This is a genomic window from Stenotrophobium rhamnosiphilum (genome assembly GCF_003052265.1).
GTDB lineage: Bacteria > Pseudomonadota > Gammaproteobacteria > Nevskiales > Nevskiaceae > Stenotrophobium > Stenotrophobium rhamnosiphilum.
The window spans coordinates 252,901-275,980 of sequence record NZ_QANS01000002.1 but is presented as its reverse complement, the minus strand read 5'-3'; the positions used below and the strand labels follow the sequence as shown (position 1 = coordinate 275,980).

The 23,080-nt window shown below is 54.7% G+C and carries 18 protein-coding genes and 2 tRNA genes; 19 read left to right on the top strand and 1 reads right to left on the bottom strand.

Going from position 1 to position 23,080, the window contains the following annotated elements; genetic code table 11:
• Positions 1-252: 252 nt before the first annotated feature.
• The 19 genes from CJD38_RS05170 to pnp all read left to right on the top strand — a co-directional run bounded on the left by CJD38_RS05170 (position 253) and on the right by pnp (position 22,101).
• The gene (locus tag CJD38_RS05170; RefSeq protein ID WP_206362889.1) at positions 253-1,335 is read left to right on the top strand and encodes a PA0069 family radical SAM protein; all 1,083 of its coding nucleotides are present in this window, start codon (positions 253-255) and stop codon (positions 1,333-1,335) included.
• Between the two features lie 427 nt (positions 1,336-1,762).
• The gene (gene carA, locus CJD38_RS05165; protein ID WP_107939255.1) at positions 1,763-2,893 is read left to right on the top strand and encodes a glutamine-hydrolyzing carbamoyl-phosphate synthase small subunit; all 1,131 of its coding nucleotides are present in this window, start codon (positions 1,763-1,765) and stop codon (positions 2,891-2,893) included.
• Between the two features lie 145 nt (positions 2,894-3,038).
• The gene (carB, locus tag CJD38_RS05160; protein ID WP_107939254.1) at positions 3,039-6,257 is read left to right on the top strand and encodes a carbamoyl-phosphate synthase large subunit; all 3,219 of its coding nucleotides are present in this window, start codon (positions 3,039-3,041) and stop codon (positions 6,255-6,257) included.
• Between the two features lie 171 nt (positions 6,258-6,428).
• On the top strand, positions 6,429-6,905 hold the full coding sequence (gene greA, locus CJD38_RS05155; RefSeq protein ID WP_107939253.1) for a transcription elongation factor GreA: 477 nt from the start codon (positions 6,429-6,431) through the stop codon (positions 6,903-6,905).
• Positions 6,906-6,942: 37 nt separating this feature from the next.
• A complete protein-coding gene (gene rlmE / locus CJD38_RS05150; protein WP_107939252.1) occupies positions 6,943-7,584 on the top strand; it encodes a 23S rRNA (uridine(2552)-2'-O)-methyltransferase RlmE in 642 nt (213 codons plus the stop codon).
• A gap of 34 nt (positions 7,585-7,618) precedes the next feature.
• On the top strand, positions 7,619-9,547 hold the full coding sequence (ftsH, locus tag CJD38_RS05145) for an ATP-dependent zinc metalloprotease FtsH (RefSeq protein ID WP_107939251.1): 1,929 nt from the start codon (positions 7,619-7,621) through the stop codon (positions 9,545-9,547).
• Positions 9,548-9,588: 41 nt separating this feature from the next.
• Complete coding sequence (folP, locus tag CJD38_RS05140) at positions 9,589-10,431, top strand: dihydropteroate synthase (protein WP_206362888.1); 843 nt, start codon at positions 9,589-9,591, stop codon at positions 10,429-10,431.
• The gene (gene glmM, locus CJD38_RS05135) at positions 10,428-11,765 is read left to right on the top strand and encodes a phosphoglucosamine mutase (RefSeq protein WP_107939250.1); all 1,338 of its coding nucleotides are present in this window, start codon (positions 10,428-10,430) and stop codon (positions 11,763-11,765) included. Before folP ends, glmM begins: the two co-directional genes overlap by 4 nt.
• 29 nt (positions 11,766-11,794) lie before the next feature.
• Positions 11,795-12,562, top strand: a complete 768-nt coding sequence (tpiA, locus tag CJD38_RS05130) for a triose-phosphate isomerase (protein WP_107939703.1) — start codon at positions 11,795-11,797, stop codon at positions 12,560-12,562.
• 12 nt (positions 12,563-12,574) lie between these two features.
• Entirely contained in the window at positions 12,575-12,967 is a 393-nt protein-coding gene (secG, locus tag CJD38_RS05125; protein ID WP_107939249.1) for a preprotein translocase subunit SecG, read from the top strand.
• A 33-nt stretch (positions 12,968-13,000) separates the two neighbouring features.
• Positions 13,001-13,085, top strand: a tRNA-Leu gene (locus CJD38_RS05120).
• Between the two features lie 205 nt (positions 13,086-13,290).
• A tRNA-Met gene (locus CJD38_RS05115) sits at positions 13,291-13,367 on the top strand.
• Between the two features lie 179 nt (positions 13,368-13,546).
• Positions 13,547-14,026 carry a ribosome maturation factor RimP gene (gene rimP / locus CJD38_RS05110; protein WP_107939248.1) on the top strand — a complete coding sequence of 160 codons (480 nt, stop codon included), beginning with the start codon at positions 13,547-13,549 and terminating at the stop codon, positions 14,024-14,026.
• Complete coding sequence (nusA, locus tag CJD38_RS05105) at positions 14,023-15,510, top strand: transcription termination factor NusA (protein ID WP_107939247.1); 1,488 nt, start codon at positions 14,023-14,025, stop codon at positions 15,508-15,510. The genes rimP and nusA overlap by 4 nt, the downstream gene beginning before the upstream one ends.
• Before the next feature lie 34 nt (positions 15,511-15,544).
• Positions 15,545-18,166, top strand: a complete 2,622-nt coding sequence (gene infB / locus CJD38_RS05100; protein ID WP_107939246.1) for a translation initiation factor IF-2 — start codon at positions 15,545-15,547, stop codon at positions 18,164-18,166.
• 6 nt (positions 18,167-18,172) lie between these two features.
• Positions 18,173-18,571: a 30S ribosome-binding factor RbfA gene (gene rbfA, locus CJD38_RS05095; RefSeq protein WP_107939245.1), complete on the top strand. Its 399-nt coding sequence runs from the start codon at positions 18,173-18,175 to the stop codon at positions 18,569-18,571.
• 59 nt (positions 18,572-18,630) lie between these two features.
• Complete coding sequence (truB, locus tag CJD38_RS05090) at positions 18,631-19,560, top strand: tRNA pseudouridine(55) synthase TruB (protein WP_107939244.1); 930 nt, start codon at positions 18,631-18,633, stop codon at positions 19,558-19,560.
• Positions 19,561-19,670: 110 nt separating this feature from the next.
• On the top strand, positions 19,671-19,940 hold the full coding sequence (rpsO, locus tag CJD38_RS05085; protein WP_107939243.1) for a 30S ribosomal protein S15: 270 nt from the start codon (positions 19,671-19,673) through the stop codon (positions 19,938-19,940).
• 64 nt (positions 19,941-20,004) lie between these two features.
• Positions 20,005-22,101, top strand: coding sequence for a polyribonucleotide nucleotidyltransferase (pnp, locus tag CJD38_RS05080; RefSeq protein WP_107939242.1), 2,097 nt, complete (start codon positions 20,005-20,007; stop codon positions 22,099-22,101).
• 455 nt (positions 22,102-22,556) lie between these two features.
• Here pnp and phaR read toward each other — a convergent pair whose 3' ends face one another.
• A complete protein-coding gene (gene phaR, locus CJD38_RS05075) occupies positions 22,557-23,072 on the bottom strand; it encodes a polyhydroxyalkanoate synthesis repressor PhaR (protein ID WP_107939241.1) in 516 nt (171 codons plus the stop codon).
• Positions 23,073-23,080 lie beyond the last annotated feature (8 nt).

Here is a 23,080-nt window from a genome sequence, read left to right as displayed (position 1 = left end):
TAGTCTGCTAGGGATAAAAGCATGAAGAAGCCGCGGAAGCTGAGTTTGGTCCGGTTCGTTTCTCCAAGCGCTGCAGGCAGTTCCATGAAGTATCCGTTTAAGTCGAAGCGCTCTTATGTATTCCTAGGTGAGCTTGCCAATATGCCGGGTCACTGTGTCGTGGCAGACAGTTCGTCTGGGCAGCTTTTCTCTGGGTATCACACTGAGCTTTTTGTGGAATTGACACCAAATGAAGTCTAGTAACTGCGATCTGTGAAAAGAAATCCTGACCAGCCCATTAAAGGACGCGGCGCGGTCAGTAATTCTGAGGGGCGCTTCGAGTCCCTGCGTGTTGAAAACGTGCATGATGGTTGGGATTTGCTGGAAGAGCTGCCGTCTGCACCGCAAACGACGGTGAGCCGTGAGACTGCGAAATCCATCATCTCGCGTAATGAATCGCCGGACATTCCTTACGATCAGTCGATTAATCCTTATCGTGGTTGTGAGCACGGCTGTATCTACTGCTTTGCTCGGCCAACTCACTCATATCTGAATCTCTCCCCTGGGCTCGATTTCGAAACCAAGCTGTTCTACAAGCACAACGCGGCGGAGCTGTTGGAGAAGGAGCTGAGCAAGCCTGGTTACGTTTGCTCTTCCATTAATCTGGGCTCCGCCACAGACCCCTATCAGCCGATCGAGAAAAAGCTGATGGTGACGCGCTCGCTATTGGAGGTGCTAGCTCGTTTCCAGCATCCGGCGACGGTGCTGACCAAATCGGCGATGGTGGAACGGGACATCGACCTACTGGCCGAGATGGCGCAGAAGCAATTGGTCTCAGTCGCTATTTCCATCACCAGCCTTCGGGACGACCTCAAACGCACTCTGGAGCCTCGTGCCGCCTCTGTCGCCGCGCGCTTCAAAGCGGTGCGTCGACTGCGTGATGCGGGGATTCCGGTATTTGTTCTGTTCGCGCCAGTCATTCCGTTTGTGAATGACTCGGAGCTAGAAGAGGTGATCAAACAGGCTGCCGAGGCGGGCGCTCAGGGTGCCAACTATGTGTTCCTGCGGCTGCCGCACGAGTTAAAGGAAATCTTCAGAGAGTGGCTGCAAGCCCATGTTCCGCAAAAGGCTGAGCATGTGATGAGCCTCGTCCAGCAGTCCCGCGGCGGTAAGGATTACGACTCTGAATGGGGCCAGCGCATGCGCGGGCAGGGCGTGTTTGCCGACCTGATCAAGCAGCGTTTTCTGCTGACTTGTCGCCGTCATCAGCTACAAAACCGGGCGGTTTGGCGGCTAGATACCACTCAATTCAAGGTTCCGCCCCGTTCTGGCGACCAGATGGGTTTGGGTTTTTGAGCCCGTTTTAAGCTTAAGAACCTGTTCATAGCCATTTCATCCCTGCGGCGATAGCCATTGGGTGCAGGGCAAGAAAGAGGAAGCGCCGCATAGTGACTCTATGCAAGCGACCGATGACGCCGCCATGTGCCCAATGGCTCCCGCCCCGAAGGGCTGCCGCCTCAAAAATTGCCATGCGTCGTTGCGACTCCGTCATTTAGATGGCTAAACCTCCTCCGTCGCGCCTAGCCTGGCAATTTTTGAGGGGGCAGCGCAGGGATGAAATGGCTATGAACAGGTTCTAGATAAGTTTGTTTCGTTTTTTGCACCAATTTAGATAGACGGGAAGGGCTTCGGAACGTAAAATGCCCGCCTAATCCTGATGGGGGCTCAACGCCCCCATTTCTATGTGTAATCCACGGATTAGACCTACTAAAGTAATGAGCAGATGACCCATCTAAAGCCGGCCATTCTTGCCCTCGCCGACGGCAGCATTTTTAAAGGCGTTTCTATTGGTATTGAGGGTCAAACCTCAGGCGAAGTTGTTTTTAATACCGCCATGACCGGGTATCAGGAAATCCTCACGGACCCTTCATACCGCGAACAGATCGTCACTCTCACTTACCCGCACATCGGCAACGTCGGCACCAATGCCGAAGATGCTGAATCGGAAAAAGTGCAGCTCGCAGGCCTCGTGATTCGCGAAGTGCCGCGTCCTCACAGCAATTTCCGCTCTACTCAAGACTTCAGCGAATACCTGAAGCAGAACCGCGTCGTCGCCATCGCTGGCATCGACACGCGCCGCCTCACGCGCATTCTGCGTGACAAGGGCGCGCAGAACGGTTGCATCATGGCTGGCACAGTTGATGAAGCCGCCGCACTCAAAGCCGCACAGATGTTCCCAGGCCTTAAGGGCATGGATCTGGCGAAGGTTGTCAGCGTGACCAAGTCTTACAACTGGACGCAGCCGACCTGGATTGGCCCCGATGAAAATCGCGCGCCGGTGACGAGCAAGTATCACGTGGTGGCATACGACTTCGGCGTGAAGCAGAACATCCTGCGCATGCTGGTTGATCGTGGTTGCCAGGTCACCGTTGTGCCTGCACAGACCAGCGCTGAAGACGTTCTGAAGTTGAAGCCAGATGGCGTGTTCCTCTCCAACGGCCCTGGCGATCCAGAGCCTTGCGACTACGCAATCGCTGCGGCGCGCGTGTTTATCGCCAAGAAAATTCCGCTGTTCGGCATCTGCCTCGGCCACCAGATTCTTGGTCTGGCTAGCGGCGCAAAGACGCTGAAGATGAAGTTCGGCCACCACGGTGCTAACCACCCGGTGCAGGACATTGAATCCGGTCGCGTGCTGATCACCAGCCAGAACCACGGTTTTGCGGTGGATGAAACAACGCTGCCTGCCAACGTTGTGATCACGCACAAATCATTGTTCGATGGTTCGCTACAAGGCATTCGTTTGAACGATGCGCCGGCATTCAGCTTCCAGGGTCACCCGGAAGCCAGCCCCGGTCCACGCGACGTCGACTATCTGTTCGACCAGTTCGTTCGCCTGCTGGCGGACAAGGCCTAAACGTGTTTCGCATGACAGACATCACCACTTACTTAATTGGAGTGGTGATTACTGTTGTGCTGCCCGGCCCGCAGGGTCGGATGCCAAAGAATTTTAGTTTTAGCACCGGGCTTTTGAGCCCGGCTGCCAATTGAGTGAGTGAACGATGCCAAAACGTACCGACATTAAAAGCATCCTGATCATCGGCGCGGGTCCGATTGTGATTGGTCAGGCCTGCGAGTTCGATTACTCCGGCGCACAGGCCTGTAAGGCACTGCGCGAAGAGGGCTATCGCGTCATTCTGGTGAACTCGAATCCAGCAACGATCATGACGGATCCGGAAACTGCGGATGCGACATACATCGAACCGATTCGCTGGGAAACCGTCGCGCGCATCATTGAGAAAGAACGCCCAGACGCGCTGCTGCCAACGATGGGCGGCCAGACCGCACTGAACTGCGCACTCGATCTGTCGCGCCACGGCGTGCTGGATAAATTTGGCGTGCAGATGATTGGCGCCAACGAGCACGCAATTGATCTGGCTGAAGACCGCCAGAAATTCCGCGATGCGATGACCGAGATCGGTTTGGGTTCAGCGCGTTCGGGCGTTGCTCACACGATGGAAGAAGCACGCAAAATTCAAACGACCATCGGTTATCCGGTGATCATTCGCCCTTCGTTCACGCTCGGCGGTACGGGCGGCGGCGTGGCGTACAACGTAGAAGAATTCGAAGAGATCGTGACGCGTGGTCTCGATCTCTCACCAACCACTGAAGTGCTGATTGAAGAATCGCTGCTCGGTTGGAAAGAGTACGAAATGGAAGTGGTGCGTGATCGCAAGGACAATTGCATCATCATCTGCTCGATCGAAAACTTTGATCCGATGGGCGTGCACACCGGCGACTCCATCACCGTTGCGCCTGCGCAGACGCTGACGGACAAGGAATACCAGATCATGCGTGACGCCAGCATCAAGGTGCTGCGTAAGATCGGCGTGGATACGGGTGGTTCGAACGTACAGTTCTCGATCAACCCCGAAGACGGTCGCATGATCGTGATCGAAATGAATCCGCGCGTGTCGCGTTCATCGGCACTGGCTTCAAAAGCAACGGGCTTCCCGATTGCCAAGGTCGCCGCAAAGCTGGCTGTTGGCTACACGCTGGACGAACTGCGTAACGAAATCACTGGCGGCATCACGCCAACGTCGTTCGAGCCAAGCATCGATTACGTTGTTACTAAGATTCCTCGCTTCACGTTTGAAAAATTCCCGCAGGCTGATTCGCGTCTAACGACGCAGATGAAGTCGGTCGGCGAAGTCATGGCCATCGGCCGCAACTTCCAAGAGTCGCTGCAGAAAGCGATGCGTGGTTTGGAAGTCAGCTCTGACGGTTTTGATCCGCAGGTTTCCGAGTTCAATGAAACCACGATCTCGAAGATTCGCGAAGAGCTGATCACCGCTCGTGCTAAGCGCCTGTGGTATGTCGGCGATGCATTCCGCGCAGGCATGAGCGTGTCGGAAGTGTTCCGTCTGTCGAAGATTGATCCTTGGTTCCTCGAGCAGATCGAAGAGCTGATCAAGACCGAAGATGAAATTGCGCATCACATGATTAGCAAGGTCGAAGAGCCTGATCTGCGTCGCTACAAGCGTCTCGGCTTCTCGGATCGTCGCCTCGCCAAGTTGATGGGCGTGAAAGAAGATTCCGTGCGCGCACGTCGCCACAAGCTCAATGTGCGTCCGGTCTACAAGCGCGTGGATACCTGCGCTGCAGAATTCCCATCGAGCACCGCGTATCTGTATTCCAGCTACGACGAAGAGTGCGAAGCCGCTCCGTCAACGCGCGACAAAATCATCGTGCTCGGCGGCGGACCTAACCGTATTGGCCAGGGCATCGAGTTCGATTATTGCTGCGTCCATGCATCAATGGCGCTGCGCGAAGATGGTTATGAAACCATCATGATCAACTGCAACCCAGAAACGGTTTCGACCGACTACGACACGTCTGATCGTCTGTATTTTGAACCGCTGACGTTCGAAGACGTGATGGAAATCATCGACCTCGAAAAGCCGAAGGGCGTGATCGTGCAGTTTGGTGGCCAGACGCCACTCAAACTTTCGCGTCAGCTCGAAGCTGCGGGCGCGCCAATCATCGGCACCTCGCCAGACTCGATCGATCTCGCTGAAGATCGTGAGCGTTTCCAGAAGCTGGTTGAAAAGCTCAAGTTGTTGCAGCCGCCTAATGGCACCGCGACTTCCGAAGCGCAGGCACTCGCTGTTGCGAACAAAGTTGGCTATCCGCTGGTCGTGCGTCCTTCGTACGTGCTCGGTGGCCGCGCGATGGAAATCGTGCACGACGATGACGATCTCAACCGTTACATGACCGAAGCCGTGAAGGTTTCGAATGATTCGCCAGTGCTGCTCGATCGCTTCCTCAACAACGCGATTGAAGTCGACGTTGACGCGCTCTCCGACGGCACCGATGTTGTGATCGGCGGCATCATGGAGCACATCGAAGAAGCCGGCGTGCACTCGGGCGACTCCGCTTGCTCGCTGCCTGCGTACTCGCTACCTAAATCTGTGCTCGACGAAATTCGCAGCCAGATGGTCAAGCTCGCACACGCGCTGAAAGTTATTGGTCTGATGAATGCACAGTTCGCGGTGCAGGGTGAGAAGGTTTATCTGCTCGAAGTGAATCCACGTGCTTCACGTACGTCACCGTTCGTATCGAAAGCTACCGGCCGTCCGCTCGCCAAAATTGCGGCACGCTGCATGGCAGGCAAGAGTCTGAAAGAGCAGGGCATCATTGGCGAAGTGATTCCACCGTATTACTCGGTGAAAGAATCAGTGTTCCCGTTTGCCAAGTTCCCAGCTGTCGATCCTTTGCTCGGACCAGAAATGCGTTCGACCGGTGAAGTGATGGGCGTTGGTGCTGTGTTTGGCGAAGCCTTCAACAAGGCACTGCTCGCAGCAGGCGTCACGGTTCCAAGTAGCGGCACGGCATTTATCAGCGTGCGCGAAGGCGACAAGCCTAAAGCTGTTGAGTTGGCGCGCCTGCTCTCAGGTAAAGGCTTCCGCGTTCTGGCGACGCACGGCACGGCTGCTTTGGTTAAGGAAGCGGGCATTCCTTGCGAAGGCGTCAACAAGGTCAAAGAAGGCCGCCCGCATTGCGTCGACATGATCAAGAACGGCGAGATCCACTTCATTGCCAACACGACGGAAGGCAAGAAGTCGATTGAAGAGTCGCGCTCGATTCGTGGCGCTGCGATTCAGCACAAGATCTGCTACTTCACCACCATTGCCGGCGCTTTGGCGGCCGCAGTGGCGATGGACCATCTCGACAACGAAGATGTGAACCGTCTGCAGGATTTACACGCTCAAATTCGATAGCCCTGACCCGAACGGCGAGTCTTAATGGCTCGCCGTTCGGGAATAGCAGTGGTATCGTGACGTCGGATGCCCGTAGCGATGTTTGTTACAAGGCATCCATTATTTTTTGAGAAACCCGTCGTTTGTATTGCACATGGCCGTCACGGGTAGCCATCAACACCAAGAATATTTATGAGCAAACATCCATTGACGCTGCGCGGAGCTGACAAGCTGCGCGAAGAACTAAGAGTTCTGAAATCCGAGACGCGGCCACGCGTGATCGCTGCGATTGCTGAAGCGCGTGCGCACGGCGATCTCAAAGAAAACGCTGAGTACATCGCGGCTCGCGAGCAGCAGAGCTTCACCGAAGGCCGTATTGCCGAAATCGAATCAAAACTGTCCTTGTCGCAAGTGATTGACGTCACCACCTTGCAGGCGAATGGCAAGGTTGTATTCGGCGCGACGGTTGAGTTGGCCGATGTGAACACCGGCGATGAGTTCAAGTATCAGATCGTTGGCGAAGATGAAGCCGATTCCAAACATGGTCTCGTCTCCTACAGCTCGCCGATTGGTCGCGCTTTGATTGGCAAACCTGAAGGCGATATTGCGCAGGTGCAGGCTCCGGGCGGTATCCGCGAGCTCGAAATCATCAAGGTTCACTACATTTAATTGCTGGCTAAATGGGTACTCGCGTAGAAGCGCATTTATGGGTAAAGGTGTAGGCAAAGGACGCAGTAACAGTTCCGCTCGTTGGCTTAACGAGCATGAGAACGACCCGTATGTGCAGATGGCTCGTAAGCAAGGCTATCGCTCGCGTGCGGTGTACAAGCTCAAAGAGATCAACGAAAAGGACAAGCTGCTCAGACCGGGTCAGATTGTGGTTGATCTCGGTGCCGCTCCTGGTGGTTGGAGCCAGTTGGCTCGCCCCTTGCTTGGTCCTAAAGGTCGACTGATTGCGCTGGATATCCTGCCGATGGATCCGGTGCCGGATGTCGAATTCATTCTGGGGGACTTTCGCGAAGGCGAAATCCTGCAACAGCTTGAAGATTCAGTGGGTTCTCACTCGATAGACCTTGTTTTATCGGATATGGCCCCCAATCTTTCAGGTATCGACGTTTCAGATCAGGTGTCCAGCATCTATCTGTGTGAGCTGGCACTGGATTTTGCAAAGGAACATCTCAAGCCTAAGGGGATGTTTCTAACAAAGATTTTCCAAGGTGAAGGCTTTGATGAGTATCTCAAGGAGCTTCGGCAAACGTTTGAGACGGTCACAGTGCGCAAACCCAAGGCTTCACGTCCTCGTAGCCGAGAGGTTTACTTGCTGGCGAGAAACTTTAGGGCGGTGTAAGGTTCTAACAGCGGATTTGCAAAGGAATTAAGCGTTGAACGATCTGGCAAAAAATATGCTGTTGTGGGTGGTCATCCTCGTCGTCCTGATGGGGGTGTTTCAGACGTTCAATGGCCGCGGACAATCGGCTAATACGCTCGCTTATTCGGATTTCCTTGCTCAGGTTAAGCAGGGCAACGTCTCGAATGTGATCATCGAGCAACAGAACATCAAGGGCGATCTCAAGGGTGGTGGCAAGTTCACCGCCGTAAGTCCTGAGAGCAGCAACAGCGCCATGATCGGCACGCTGATCGAAAACAACGTGAAGTTCGACGGCCAGTTGCCTAAGGAAACGCCGCTGCTGTTGCAGCTGCTATTCAATGCATTCCCGATCCTGCTGCTGATTGCAGTGTGGGTCTACTTCATGCGCCAGATGCAGGGCGGTGCAGGCGGCCGTGGTGCGATGAGCTTCGGCAAGAGCCGTGCTCGTATGCTCTCGGCTGACCAAGTCAAAATTACTTTTGCTGACGTTGCTGGCGTAGATGAAGCCAAGCAGGAAGTCGGTGAGTTGGTGGATTTCCTTAAGGATCCAGCCAAGTTCCAGAAACTCGGCGGCAAGATTCCTCGCGGCGTGCTGATGGTTGGCTCGCCCGGTACCGGTAAGACGCTGCTGGCCAAGGCCATCGCTGGCGAAGCTGGCGTGCCGTTCTTCACGATCTCAGGTTCGGACTTCGTCGAAATGTTTGTCGGCGTCGGCGCTAGCCGCGTACGCGACATGTTCGAGCAGGCCAAGAAGCACGCGCCTTGCATCATCTTCATCGACGAAATCGATGCAGTTGGCCGTCACCGCGGCGCCGGTATGGGCGGTGGTCATGACGAACGCGAACAGACGCTGAACCAGATGCTGGTTGAGATGGATGGTTTTGAAGGCAATGAAGGCGTTATCGTCATCGCTGCAACCAACCGTCCTGACGTATTGGATCCAGCGCTGCTGCGTCCAGGTCGCTTTGACCGTCAAGTTGTCGTGCCATTGCCAGACGTGCGTGGCCGCGAACAGATTGTGAAAGTGCACATGCGCGCTGTGCCGTTGGCGGATAACGTCAAGCCGGACATCATTGCGCGTGCGACGCCGGGCTTCTCAGGCGCTGACCTTGCGAACCTTGTGAACGAAGCGGCGCTGTTTGCTGCGCGCCACAACAAGCGTTTGGTTGATCAAGACGATTTCGATAAGGCTCGCGACAAAATCATCATGGGCGCTGAACGTCGCTCGATGGTCATGAGCGAACAGGAAAAGAGCAACACGGCTTATCACGAGGCAGGTCACGCCATCGTGGGTGTTGTGGTTCCGGATCACGATCCAGTCTACAAAGTCACGATCATTCCGCGTGGCCGCGCACTCGGCGTTACTGCATATCTGCCAGAAGGCGATCGCTATAGCACCAGCCGCGAACGTCTCAACAGCCGCATCAGCGTTCTGTTCGGTGGCCGTATCGCTGAAGAGCTGATCTTTGGTGCTGACAAGGTCACTACGGGCGCGTCGAACGATATCGAGCGTGCAACTGAAATTGCTCGCAACATGGTCACCAAGTGGGGCTTGTCCGAAGCGCTCGGTCCTCTGTCATATGGCGAAGAAGAAGGCGAAGTTTTCCTTGGTAAGAGCGTGACGCAGACCAAGCATTTCTCGGATAACACTGCGACGGCGATCGACAAAGAAATCCGCGAGATCATTGAGCGCAACTATGCACGTGCGCACAAAATTCTTACCGAAAATATCGACAAGCTGCATGCGATGTCGCAGGCCTTGATGAAGTACGAAACCATTGATGCCGATCAGGTTCATCGCATCATGGCTGGTCAGGATCCCGGCGTGCCAGGCAACTGGACCGACGGTAAGCCACCAGCACCACCGCCGCCGAGCAAATCGGCTGGGCAGAGTGGCACGGTGCAGCCGCCGGCTACGCCAAATTCTGCAAGCACTGTTTAAAAGTAGGCCGGCGAAAGCCGGCCTAATTCTTTGCACGCTCGATGCAACTCAAGCTAAAAAATTCCACGCTCGATTTGAGTAAGCCTGTAGTGATGGGAGTGCTCAACGTCACGCCAGATTCGTTCTCTGATGGTGGCCAGTATTTGAATCTCGATGCAGCTATTGCCCGTGCGCGCGAGATGGTGGGCGAGGGCGCTGCAATCATTGATATCGGTGGCGAATCCACGCGCCCCGGTGCGCAGCCGGTCAGTGAGCAAGAAGAGATCGCGCGTGTTGTACCGGTGATCGAATGTCTATCTCGAGAATTGGATTGCGTTATCTCAATCGATACGCTCAAGCCTGCCGTGATGGAAGCTGCTTGCGCAGCTGGCGCGAGCATGATCAACGACGTCAACGCGCTGCAGGCTCCGGGCGCGATAGAAATCGCTAGTCGCTACGAAGTGGCGGTTTGCCTCATGCACATGCAGGGCGAGCCTCTTACGATGCAATCCGCACCGCATTACGACGATGTGCTGACCGAAGTTCGAGATTTTTTGACCAGCCGCGTGAGTGCTTGCATCGGTGCTGGCATTTCACCGGATCGCATCGTTGTCGATCCTGGTATCGGGTTCGGCAAGACTTTGCCGCACAATTTGGAGCTGCTGGCCAATTTGGAATGGTTCGAAGCTTTGAATTGCCCGCTCTTGATCGGGGTGTCTCGCAAGTCGATGTTTAAGGCGTTGCTCGATGTTTCGGTTGATCAGCGCCTCAATGCCGCCCTGTCAGCGGCCGCTATTGCGGTCTGGCAAGGAGCCGCTATAGTGCGCGCCCACGACGTGCGGGCAACGGCTGAGGCTCTGCTGGTAGCCGCCGCACTACGCGATAAAAGGAGAGCTCAACCGTGAGCCGCAAATATTTTGGGACTGATGGTGTGCGTGGCCGCGTTGGCGTTGAGCCAATGACGCCCGAATTCGCCCTCAAACTAGGTTGGGCCGCAGGCCGCGTTCTGGGTAAAGCCCAAGGTGCTCGCGTGGTGATTGGTAAAGACACGCGTCGTTCTGGCTACGTTTTTGAATCTGCGTTGGAAGCGGGCTTGGCCAGCGCTGGTGTTGATGTCGATTTGTTGGGTCCGCTGCCTACGCCGGGCGTGGCTTATCTGACCCGCGCGTTGCGTGCACAGGCTGGCGTGGTGATTTCCGCCTCGCATAATCCGCATCACGACAATGGCGTGAAATTCTTTGGCCCTGATGGTTCCAAGCTTAATGATGAAATTGAGCTTGAGATCGAAGCCATGATCGATCAACCCATGGAGTGCGTTGCACCAGAACTCCTTGGCCGCGTGAAGCGTATCAATGATGCACCTGGTCGTTATATCGAATTTTGCAAAAGCACCTTCGACGAAAAAAATCTCAACGGCATTAAATTGGTTGTCGATTGTGCGCATGGTGCTGCTTATAAAGTTGCGCCTGCCGTGTTTGAAGAATTGGGCGCGACGGTTGATTCAATCGGCGACAAACCCAACGGCCTCAATATCAACGATGGCTGCGGTTCCACGCATTTAGAAAGTCTGAAAGCTGCTGTCAAAAAGCGGAAAGCTGATCTCGGCATTGCCTTGGATGGCGATGCGGATCGTTGCTTGATGGTTGACGCCGATGGCAACGAAGTCGACGGCGATCAGATCATGTACGTTCTCGCCAAATCAAAATTGGCCAGCGGCGCTTTGAAAGGTCCCGTGGTCGGAACCTTGATGTCCAACTTGGGACTTGAGAAAGCAATTGCCGCTTTGGGCCTCGGCTTTGAGCGCGCCAATGTTGGCGATCGTTATGTGATGGAAATGCTGAAAGCCAAGTCTGGCAACTTGGGTGGCGAAACATCAGGCCACGCTATTTGCCTAGACAAAACCACGACGGGTGATGGTTTGGTTGCTGCGCTGCAAGTATTGGCGGCGATGGTGCAAACCAAGCAGTCCTTGGCGCAGTTGGTGTCTGGCATGTACAAATTTCCACAGCTGCTGATTAACGTTCCTGTGACGGGCAAGGCCAAACCTATTTTGGAATTGGCAGCCGTGCGCGAAGCTGAAAAGCAAAGCGTTCAACGACTGGGTTCGCGTGGTCGAGTTTTGCTCCGTGCTTCAGGCACCGAGCCGTTGATCCGCGTCATGGTTGAAGCTGAAGACGAAACGGAAACGCGCCGCGAGGCTGAATCTATTGCCGCTAGCGTACGCGCTGCGGTTGCTTGATCTGATACTGAATGTCTGAGGAGAACAAGATGTCGCGTCAATACTTGGTTGCAGGCAATTGGAAAATGAACGGTGGTCGTGCCGCGAATGCCGAACTCATCACGGGCATTTTGGCTGGCGTTGCCGCTAATGCTTCAGTGGAAATTCTGGTGTGCCCGCCGTCGGTTTATATCGATGCGGTTGCGCAACAGGCTGCTGGCAAGATCAAAGTTGGCGGTCAGAATTTGTCCGAGCAAGAAAAACCCGGCGCATTCACCGGCGAAATTCACGGCACGATGCTGAAGGAAGTTGGTTGTCAGTACGTGCTGGTTGGTCACTCCGAGCGCCGCGCTTTTTATGGCGACGCCGATGACGTGGTCGCAGGTAAATTCAAAGCGGCCCAGAGTCTGGGTCTGACCCCAATCCTCTGCGTAGGCGAAACTTTGCAGGAGCGCGAAGCGGGGCAGACGGAAGCGGTTTTGGCTCGTCAGCTCAATGCGGTTTTGGACCTGAATGGCATTGATTCTTTTGCCAACTCGGTTGTTGCGTATGAGCCGGTATGGGCGATTGGCACGGGTAAAACCGCGTCGCCGCAGCAGGCTCAAGATGCTCATGCATTTATCCGTGGCCAATTGGCTGCGAAGAATGCTAAAATTTCAAACTCGACGCGCCTACTTTATGGCGGCAGCGTTAAAGCCGACAACGCAGTTGAGTTGTTTTCTTGCCCCGATGTGGATGGTGGCTTGATCGGCGGGGCCTCTCTTAAGGCGGCGGATTTTCTAGCGATATGCGCGGCTGCGCAGTCGCAGAAGGGTTAAAGCGAGTAAAACATGTACACGGTTCTAGTCATTGTTCAGGTTGTCGTTGCGATCGGTCTGATTGTTCTGGTGCTTTTGCAGCAGGGCAAGGGCGCGGACGCTGGCGCAGCTTTTGGCAGCGGTTCTTCGGGAACGGTGTTTGGTTCACGTGGCGCTGCAAACTTTTTGAGCCGCTCGACGGCTTGGCTTGCCGCAGCATTTTTCGGCACGAGCTTGGCACTGGCCTATGTTGTTCATGGTCAGGCTGGTCCGAAGTCGATTGTTGATTCGATCAAGCCTGCTTCATCTGTTATTGAACTGCCTTCGGCGCCAGCCGCTCCGGCAGTGCCTGTTGAAGGCAATGGTCCTGCTGTAACTGTTACGCCGGCTGCGAAAAAAGATGAGTCTCCGAAGGTTCCGGAGTAAAATAGCGGCCCCCAAGTTTTAAAAGTTTAAATTGCCGACGTGGCGGAATTGGTAGACGCACTACCTTGAGGTGGTAGCGGGGAAACCCGTTCGAGTTCGAGTCTCGACGACGGCACCAAACTATGGAAATGGCTGCAGAAATGCAGCCATTTTTATTTATGTACAGGATGTACGGTATGTCGATGAGCGCATGGATGCGCGGGAATCGACAGGTAGAGTAAGGTTTTAGATGTTGTTGGTTTAAATGCTGAAAATAACTAACATTTTCATCATTGTTGCATTGCGTTGAGGGCGTGCTGCCCGTATAATTGCGGTCTGTCTGGTGCGGGGTGGAGCAGTCTGGCAGCTCGTCGGGCTCATAACCCGAAGGTCGTAGGTTCGAATCCTGCCCCCGCTACCAATTTATGTGCTGACAATTCATCGTCAGGTTGTGTTTTGATCGCCTGTTTGGCGTGCGGTTCTGAATGTTGATGCTTTTTGGCAACTTGCCAATAATCAAATCAGTTTCCGCTACCAAAATTTGTGTTGGTGCCCAGGCCCTTTAGGGCCTTTTTTTATTAGTTTTTTCAGGATACGGAATTGGTTCACGATAAGTTACTTGCTCTGTTGGAGCCTGTGATTGAGTCACTGGGCTACGAGTTGCTGCTGCTGGAATACAGCCCCAGCCTCGGCGCTTCTGTGCTGCGCCTGTATATCGATTCGCCGGGCGGTATCACGGTGAAAGATTGCACGCGTGTGAGCCGCGAAGTATCTGGCGTCATGGAAGTGGAAGATCCAATCCGTGGCGCGTATCAGTTGGAAGTGTCGTCGCCGGGGATGGATCGTCCTCTGGTTAAAGCGGCGCACTATGAAAAGTTTATCGGCGAGCAGGCCAAATTGCAGTTATTCGCAGCACGCGAAAACACCAAGGGTCGGCGTCGCTATGTTGGTGCAATCAAAGCAGTCAGTTCTCATTCGGTGACGATTGATACCGGTGATGGCGATACTGAGTTTGAATTTTCTGAGATCGAACGGGCGCGTTTAGTGCCCGATTATGAGCAGGGGAAGTCGGGTTCATGAACAAGAACATTCTGTTGATGGTTGATGTCGTCTCTAACGAGAAGGGCGTCGATAAAGAAACCATTTTCCTGGCATTGGAAGCCGCCCTCGCATCTGCGACTAAAGAACGCTACGGCGACGAGTCCGATGTTCGCGTCTCCATTGACCACAGCACTGGCGAGTACGAATCGTACCGCCGCTGGACTGTGCTCGAAGATGACAGCGAAGACTTCGAATACTTCGAGCGCCAGATCAAACTGAGCTACGCGCAGAAAGAATATCCGGACATCAAGCCGGGCGAAGTGATTGAACACAAAGTTGAGTCGGTCGACTTCGGTCGTATCGGCGCACAGAAAGCTAAGCAGGTCATCGTGCAGAAAGTGCGCGAAGCCGAACGTGCACAGGTTGTTGCAGCCTACAAGGGCCGCGTTGGCGAGCTGATCATGGGCGTGGTTAAGCGCATCGAGCGCGGCGCCATCATCATTGATCTCGGCAACAACGCTGAAGCCATCATTCCTCGCGAACACGTGATCCCACGTGAGCCGGTCCGCCCTGGCGACCGTATGCGTGGTTATCTGTATGAAGTGAGCCCGCAGGCTCGCGGCCCACAGTTGTTCCTGTCGCGCACGCTGCCACAGTTCCTGATGGAACTGTTCAAGCTTGAAGTGCCAGAAATTGCACAGGGCCTGATTGAACTCAAAGGCGCTGCTCGTGATCCTGGCCTGCGCGCCAAGATTGCAGTGCAAGCCAAAGACAAGCGCATTGATCCAGTCGGTGCTTGCGTCGGCATGCGCGGTTCGCGCGTGCAGAGCGTCTCCAACGAACTCGCAGGCGAGCGCGTTGATATCGTGCCTTGGGATGACAATGTCGCCCAGTTCGTAATCAACGCAATGGCGCCAGCAGAAGTCGAAAACATCGTGATGGACGAAGACTCCCACGCGATGACGATCGGCGTATCTGAAGAAAAACTCGCGATGGCGATTGGCCGCGGTGGTCAGAACGTTCGTCTCGCATCTGAGCTCACCGGTTGGGTGCTCAATGTCATGACTTCGGCTGATGCCGAAGCCAAGAAAGACACCGAAAACCAGTCGATCCAGCAGCTGTTCCACGAACAGTTGGATGTCGATCTCGAAGTGGCTTCGATTCTCGTTGCAGAAGGCTTCACCTCGCTTGAGGAAGTCGCCTACGTGCCGACCGAAGAACTGCTGCAGATCGAAGAGTTCGACGAACAGATTGTTGAAGAACTGCGTAACCGTGCACGCGATGTGTTGCTGACCAAGGCAATTGCCAAGGCCGAGCGCGCCGCGACTTCCAAGCCAGAAGATGATTTGTTGGCGCTGGAAGGCATGGACGATGACACCGCCTATCTGCTTGCAGATGCGGGCATCGTCAACTGCGAAAACCTTGCTGATCTGGCAACTGATGAGTTGCTCGAAAAAGTGTCTCTGGATGAAGCCAAGGCTTCGAAGCTAATCATGGCAGCTCGCGCTCGCCAATTCGCTTAATCCCTAGCACGCCACCTCCTACACCCGGAATCCTATGTCAACGGTAACAGTTGAAGAGTTCGCCACTGAATTGAGCCGCCCGGTCACGGAAATCCTTACGCAGCTTAAGGAGGCCGGTGTAGTTGTGGCTGGCGAGAAATCCGAATTGAGCGCTGCTGATAAGCAGGCGCTGCTGGTTTATCTCCAGCAGAAAGGCCGTGGCGGCGCTGTTGCGCCAACCAGCCGCATCACGCTCAAGCGCAAGGAAACAACCGAGATCAAACTCGGTGGTGGACGTGGCGCGCCGACCAAAACGGTCAGCATCGAAGTGCGCAAGCGTCGCACTTATCTGAAAGCAGACAGCCAGGAAGCGGCTGATGAAATTGCTGCAGAAGCCGAAGCGCGCGTTGCGCAAGAATTAGCCGAGCGTGAAGTTGTCGCCGCTCGCGTTGCCGCGGAAACCGAAGTGCGCCGCGCTGCAGAAGAAGCTGTGCGTCACGCACGCGAAGAAGCCGACCGCGTTAAGCGCGAAGCTGAAGAAGCCGAACTGCGCGATAAGCAGCAGCACGCTGATCGCCTCAAGAACGATCCAATCTTCAAAGCGAGCTGGGATGCCCAGCAGTCGCGTCGTCGTGCAGAAGAAAATATTCGTCGCGCCGCTGAGATGAGAAATGCGCCGCCACCAGTGGTTGTGCCAGTTCCAGCTAAGAAGCCAGAAAAAACGGCTGCTACGACGACGACTGCTGCCCCAGATCGTAATAAGGGTGGTCATCACGGCCGCAGCGAATTACACGTTGCCGAAGGTAAATCCGGCAAGCGTGAAAAGAAGAGCAAGAAGCCTACGGGCCGTATACGCGTCGACAATGCACACGGTTTCGAAAAGCCGGTTGCACCAATCGTGCGCGAAGTCGAAGTGCCTGAAGCCATCACGGTCGGCGAACTCGCCAACCGCATGGCGGTAAAGGCTACCGACCTGATTCGCGTGATGATGAAGAATGGCGTGATGGCCACCATCAACCAGACCTTGGACCAAGACACTGCGATGTTGATGGTCGAAGAAATGGGTCACCAGGCGAAGGCTGTTAAGGCTTCCGACGTTGAAGATAGCCTCACTATTGCTGTGGCTGGTGATCAGTCCGGCGCAACGCAGGTTACGCGTGCACCTGTGGTCACGATCATGGGCCACGTCGATCACGGTAAAACTTCGCTGCTCGATTACATTCGTAAAACTCGCGTCGCCGCAGGCGAAGCGGGCGGTATTACGCAACACATCGGTGCTTACCATGTGAAGACCGATAAGGGCGTAATCACCTTCCTCGATACGCCGGGCCACGCTGCGTTTACGCGCATGCGTGCACGCGGTGCGCAGATCACCGACATCGTTGTGCTTGTAGTTGCCGCCGATGACGGCGTGATGCCGCAGACCAAAGAAGCTATTCAGCACGCGAAGGCTGCTGGTGCGCCGATCGTTGTGGCCATGACCAAGATTGATAAGCCATCGAAAGATCCTGAGCGCGTCAAAATGGAACTTTCCAAGTTGGAAGTTCAGCCAGAAGATTGGGGCGGCGACGTCCAGTTTGTTGGCGTGTCTTCAGTCACCGGCGAAGGTATCGATGCACTGCTCGATGCGCTGTTGATTCAGGCCGAAGTGTTGGAACTCAAAGCTGCAATCGATGTGCCTGCACGTGGCACCATCGTTGAATCGTCACTTGAGAAAGGTCGCGGCGCTGTCGCAACCGTTCTGGTGCGCGCCGGTACGCTGAAGCAGGGCGACGTGATTCTCACGGGCCCACACTTTGGTCGCGTTCGCGCCATGTTTGATGAAACCGGTAAGCCGGTGAAAGAAGCTGGCCCGTCGATTCCTGTCGCGGTGCTCGGACTTTCCGGCGTTCCTGATGCTGGCGACGACGTAGTTGTGGTTGCTGACGAACGCAAAGCGCGTGAACTCGCACTGCTCCGCGAAACCAAAATGCGTGAACAGAAACTGGCACAGAGCCAAGCTGTTCGCATGGATCAGATTTTTGCTCAGATGGGCGATGGCAGCGGCGGCGAACAGAAGTCGCTCAACCTGATGATCAAGACCGACGTGCAGGGCTCTGCAGAAGCATTGGCCGACGCGTTGCGCAAACTGCCGAGCGCAGAGATCAAGGTCAACGTGTTGTCGGCCAGCATCGGCGGCATCAGCGAATCCGACGTCGATTTGGCGCTGGCTTCGAAGGCCATCATCATCGGCTTCAATGTTCGTGCTGACAGCGTTGCGCGTAAGCGCATCCAGGACACCGGCGTTGATATGCGTTACTACAGCATCATCTACAACGTCATCGACGATGTGACTGACGCTATCGCTGGTTTGCTGGGTACCGAAACGCGCGAAAATATTCTCGGCACCGCACAGGTCCGCGATGTATTCCGCTCATCGATTCTCGGCAACATTGCCGGCTGCTTGGTCATGGAAGGTCGCGTACAACGTGGCCAGCCAATCCGAGTACTGCGCAACCAGACGGTTGTTTACGAAGGCGAACTCGAATCGCTGCGTCGCTTCAAAGATGACGTTAACAAGGTCGAAGCAGGTACCGAGTGCGGTATCGGCGTGAAGAACTACAACGACATCAAACCAGGCGATCAGATCGAGTGCTTCGAGCGCGTTCAGGTTCGTCGTACGGTTGGCGCTGCTTAATTACTAATGCCAAGAGAATATCCCCGCAAGTTGCGACTCAATGTACAGATTCAGCGCGAGCTGACTTCTTTGATTCGCCATGAACTGACGGATCCGCGCATTGTGGGGATAACAGTAACGACAGTTGATGTTGCGCCAGACATGCGTCAGGCCAACGTCACTGTCAGTTTGCTTGGGCCGGATGATCAGTTGAAGGCCGCAGTCAAAGCCCTCAATCACGCGGCCGGAAAATTGCGTCACGGTCTTGGTGTGAACCTGCGCCTGCGCTTTGTGCCGCAGTTGCACTTTAAGCCAGACGTTGCGTTGCGCGAAGGCGATCGCATCGCACAGATCATTCGCAAAGCCGTTACAGAAGATCGCGCACATATTCCTGCGCAGCCTGAGAGTGACGACAAGCCTGAGTAAGTCTCAGCGGCGTCTTTATTCACGCGCTCTACGCGAGCGACTCAATCGCATCAACGTGTATGAGCAAACCTCGGCGACTTAAACGCAAAGTGAATGGCATTCTGCTGTTCGATAAGCCTATTGGTTACTCATCGAATCAAGCGCTGCAGTTTTCACGTTTCCGTTATCAATCGGAAAAAGCCGGGCACACCGGAAGCCTTGATCCTCTCGCGACTGGCTTGCTGCCAATTTGTTTTGGTCACGCCACCAAAGTCAGCGGTTTTTTGCTGGATTCCGATAAGCGCTATATCGCCACCGCCAAGATTGGTGAGAAGACCAATACGGGTGATGGTGAAGGGCAGGTCGTTGCTCGCTCCGATGCTTCTACACTCACTCGTGATGCGCTAGTGGCTGCGCTGCCTGCGTTTACTGGGCCGATTAAACAGATTCCGCCGATGCATTCGGCCATTCGCCTTGATGGGCAGCGGCTTTACGAATTGGCCCGACAAGGGCTCGAAATCGAGCGCGAAGCGCGAGATGTCATGATCTATTCTTTAGAGCTTTTGGACTTCAGCGAGGGGCAGGTTGTGCTCGACGTGCGCTGCTCCAAGGGCACTTATATCCGCACTTTGCTCGAAGATATCGCCGCCGCAGTCGGGCAGGTGACGCATTTAGTCGGGCTACGCCGCTATGAAGTAGCGCCCTTCTTGTCTCCCAAGATGGTGACTGTGGAGGAGGTGGAAGAGGCCTCAATACAAGGATATACGGCGCTTGAAGCGCTTTTGACGCCTTTGGCTCAAGCTTTCAGCCATTGGCCGAATGTGCGGGTTGATGCTGGCCGCGCCTTTTACCTGCGTAGTGGCCAGCCGGTTAGAGTTGCCGATGCACCAAATCAGGGCCAGTTGGCGGTTTTGAATGAGGCTGGCGAGATGCTTTGCATCGCTGAAATCGACGCTGATGGGCTGGTTGCGCCCAAGCGCTGGCTCTCGGATGAGGCTGAAACGGCCTAAATACGGGCGCTCGCTGCAAATAATCCGGGCCACAGCTTGCCCCAAGTGCGTGCGGAAAGCTACAATAATGGACTTCACGTGAAGATCGAATTGAGTTTGGAGTTTTAAGAATGACTTTGTCTGTTGAACAGAAGGCCGATGTCGTCGCTAAGCACGCACGCGCCAAGAGCGATACCGGTTCCCCTGAAGTTCAGGTTGCGTTGTTGTCTGCACGCATTTCCGAACTCAGCGGTCACTTCGAAAAGAACAAAAAGGATCACCACTCACGTCGTGGTCTGTTGAAGATGGTCAACCAGCGTCGCCAGATGCTCGACTATCTCAAGGGCAAGGATGAAGGCCGTTATAGCCAGCTCATCAGCACACTCGGTCTGCGTCGCTAATCATATAGCGCGTTTCCGCTGTTGTTGTTCCTGCTTGACCGAAACCACTAAGTGAGTATGCCCCATGGCAATTCCTGCCGTACCTGCGACGCCCGTTAAAAAGACTTTTCAATACGGTAGCCATACCGTAACTCTCGAGACAGGCGCCGTAGCGCGTCAGGCAACTGCTGCGGTGATCGTCACGATCAACGAGACGGTTGTTTTCGTCTCCGTCGTCGGCAAGAAGGAAGCCAAGCCCGAGCAGGATTTCTTCCCGCTCACGGTTGATTACATGGAGCGCTTCTACGCTGGTGGTCGCGTGCCTGGTGGCTTCTTCAAGCGCGAAGGCCGTCAGACTGAAAAAGAAACGCTGACCTCGCGACTGATCGACCGTCCGCTGCGTCCGCTGTTCCCAGAAGGCTATTACAACGAAGTGCAGATCGTTGCGATGGTGATGTCGCTGAATCCAGAAGTGGATGGCGACATTCCTGCAATGCTCGGTGCCTCGGCTGCGCTGGCACTGTCTGGCATTCCTTTCGAAGGCCCGATCGGCGCAGCTCGCGTCGGTTATGAAAACGGCAACTTCATTCTCAACCCAAGCAAGACGCAGCTGCTGACTTCGCAGCTCGATCTGGTCGTCGCTGGTACCAAGGACGCTGTGCTGATGGTTGAATCTGAAGCGCAGATGCTTCCAGAAAACGTGATGCTTGGCGCCGTACTGTTCGGTCACGAACAGATGCAGGCCGCGATCATCGCGATCAACGAATTTGCTGCTGAAGCCGGCAAGGCCAAGTGGGACTGGAAGGCTGCTGATACCAGCGTCGTCAAGTCATTCATGGCCCCTTACGAAGGTAAGGTCAACGAAGCCTACAACATCACGGACAAGCAGAGCCGCTATTCAGCGATCGGCGATATCCGCAAGGCTGCAGTTGCCGCTAAGCCAGAAGGCCTCACCGAAAACCAGATCAAGGCCGAGCTGCATGAGCTCGAAGCCAAGGTTGTGCGTAACCGTATTCTCGATGGCGCGCCACGCATCGACGGCCGTGACAAAGTCACCGTGCGTCCGCTGGCAATGAGCACCGGAACCCTGCCGCGCGCTCACGGTTCAGCTGTGTTTACTCGCGGCGAAACGCAGGTTATCGCAGTCACCACGCTGGGCACCGGCAAGGATTACCAAGTCATCGACGCAATCGATGGCGAGTGGCATGACAGCTTCATGTTCCACTACAACTTCCCTCCGTACTGCGTAGGCGAAACCGGCCGCATGAATGCGCCGAAGCGTCGCGAAATCGGTCACGGTCGTTTGGCTAAGCGCGGCGTTGCTGCTGTGCTGCCAGATCTGGATAAAGAATTCCCTTACGTTGTTCGCGTGGTTTCGGAAGTTACCGAATCTAACGGTTCATCGTCGATGGCTTCCGTTTGCGGCGCTTGCTTGTCGTTGATGGACGCTGGCGTGCCAATCAAAGCGCCGGTTGCTGGCGTTGCAATGGGCCTGATCAAAGAAGGCGATCGTTGGGCGGTTCTCACCGACATTCTCGGTGACGAAGACCACCTCGGCGATATGGACTTCAAGGTTGCCGGTACCAAGGAAGGCGTTACCGCCCTCCAGATGGACATCAAGATCACCGGCATCACCGGCGAGATCATGCGCCACGCGCTTGCACAGGCTCTGGACGCACGTCTGCACATCCTTGACGCAATGATTGAAGTGATGCCGAAGGCACGTGGCGACATGTCGCCATTTGCGCCACGCATCACCGTGATCAAGATTCACCCAGACAAAATTCGCGAAGTCATCGGTAAGGGCGGCGTCACCATCCGTTCGATCACCGAAGAAACCGGCACCTCGATTGATATCAGCGATGACGGCACCGTCAAAGTTGCAGCAACCGACAAGGATGCTGCAGACGCCGCTATCGCTCGCATCCACGCGCTGACGCGTGATGTTGAAGTCGGCACCATCTACGAAGGCAAGGTTGCCAAGTTGATGGACTTCGGCGCATTCGTAACGATTCTGCCAGGCAAAGATGGCCTCGTTCACATCTCGCAGCTCTCCGACAAGCGCGTCGAGAAAGTTGAAGATGTCGTTAAGGAAGGCCAGACCGTTCGCGTCAAGGTTCTCGAAGTCGACAAACAGGGCCGTATCCGTCTGTCGATGAAGACCGGCGACGTCGGCGAGTAAAGCTAGTTGATAAAGAGGGCCGGTTCTAACAGAATCGGCCCTCTTGTTTTTAACCCCGAATAAGCGGCGCACAAGAAATATGTGTGCTGCACATAGTCCGTTATTTATAACGGACAAAAAAAGACCCCCGGTAAACCGGGGGTTAAGTGCGAGAAAGGCGCTAGGCCTTTCTGGAGGAGACTGGTGATAACCCGGTTACGCTACCCAGCCTAGCCGGGTTTTTCATTTCAGGGTTATGTTGCAGTGCAGTATAAAGATGACTTACCTCTATGTCAATAAATGCGTAAAAAATTTAAACGCATTATTTTCAATAAGTTATAAGCATATGACTGGTCAACTATGACCGTAACGTCATTTTAAATGTTGCAGTGCGCAAAAAATAATCAAATCGAAAGCGCAAAGCCTCTCAGCCGCGATAAATGCGGTGGATTATTCAGTGAACCTCGGATTTGAGCTTAAGGCGACGGAGGAGCGTCGTTATTGGTTTCGCCTGGGCGAAGCGTTTTTAGCACTTTGCTTTTGGTGGAAAGGTTCTTGATGAACTCTTTTCGTACCGACTTCCAGATTGGCATCTGACGATCAGCCATTTCCTTCAGGATCTGCATAGGTTGCTGAGCCTGGCCCAGCATATTGCGCAGCTGCTCAGTGAAGTGCATCTGATTCTGAGCAAACATGCGAATCGACAGTTCGAGGTAGCGGCTGATGCTGTGCTGCATCGGATCGCCGTAGTAGCGAATGATGAATAGCAGCAGATCAGTGGTGAAGATCGGGTTGCCGCCTTCTTCTTGCTCTGCAATTACTTGCAGAAGAATGCTGCGAGTAATGTCTTCGTGCGTGCGTTTGTCTTCAACGCGGAACTTAATGTTTTCCAGAACCAGTTGGCGAATCTCTTCCAGCGTGATGTAACGGCTGATATCGGTATCGTAAAGGCGGCGGTTGGGGTACTTCTTAATAACGCGCGTATCTGACATGGCTCTGG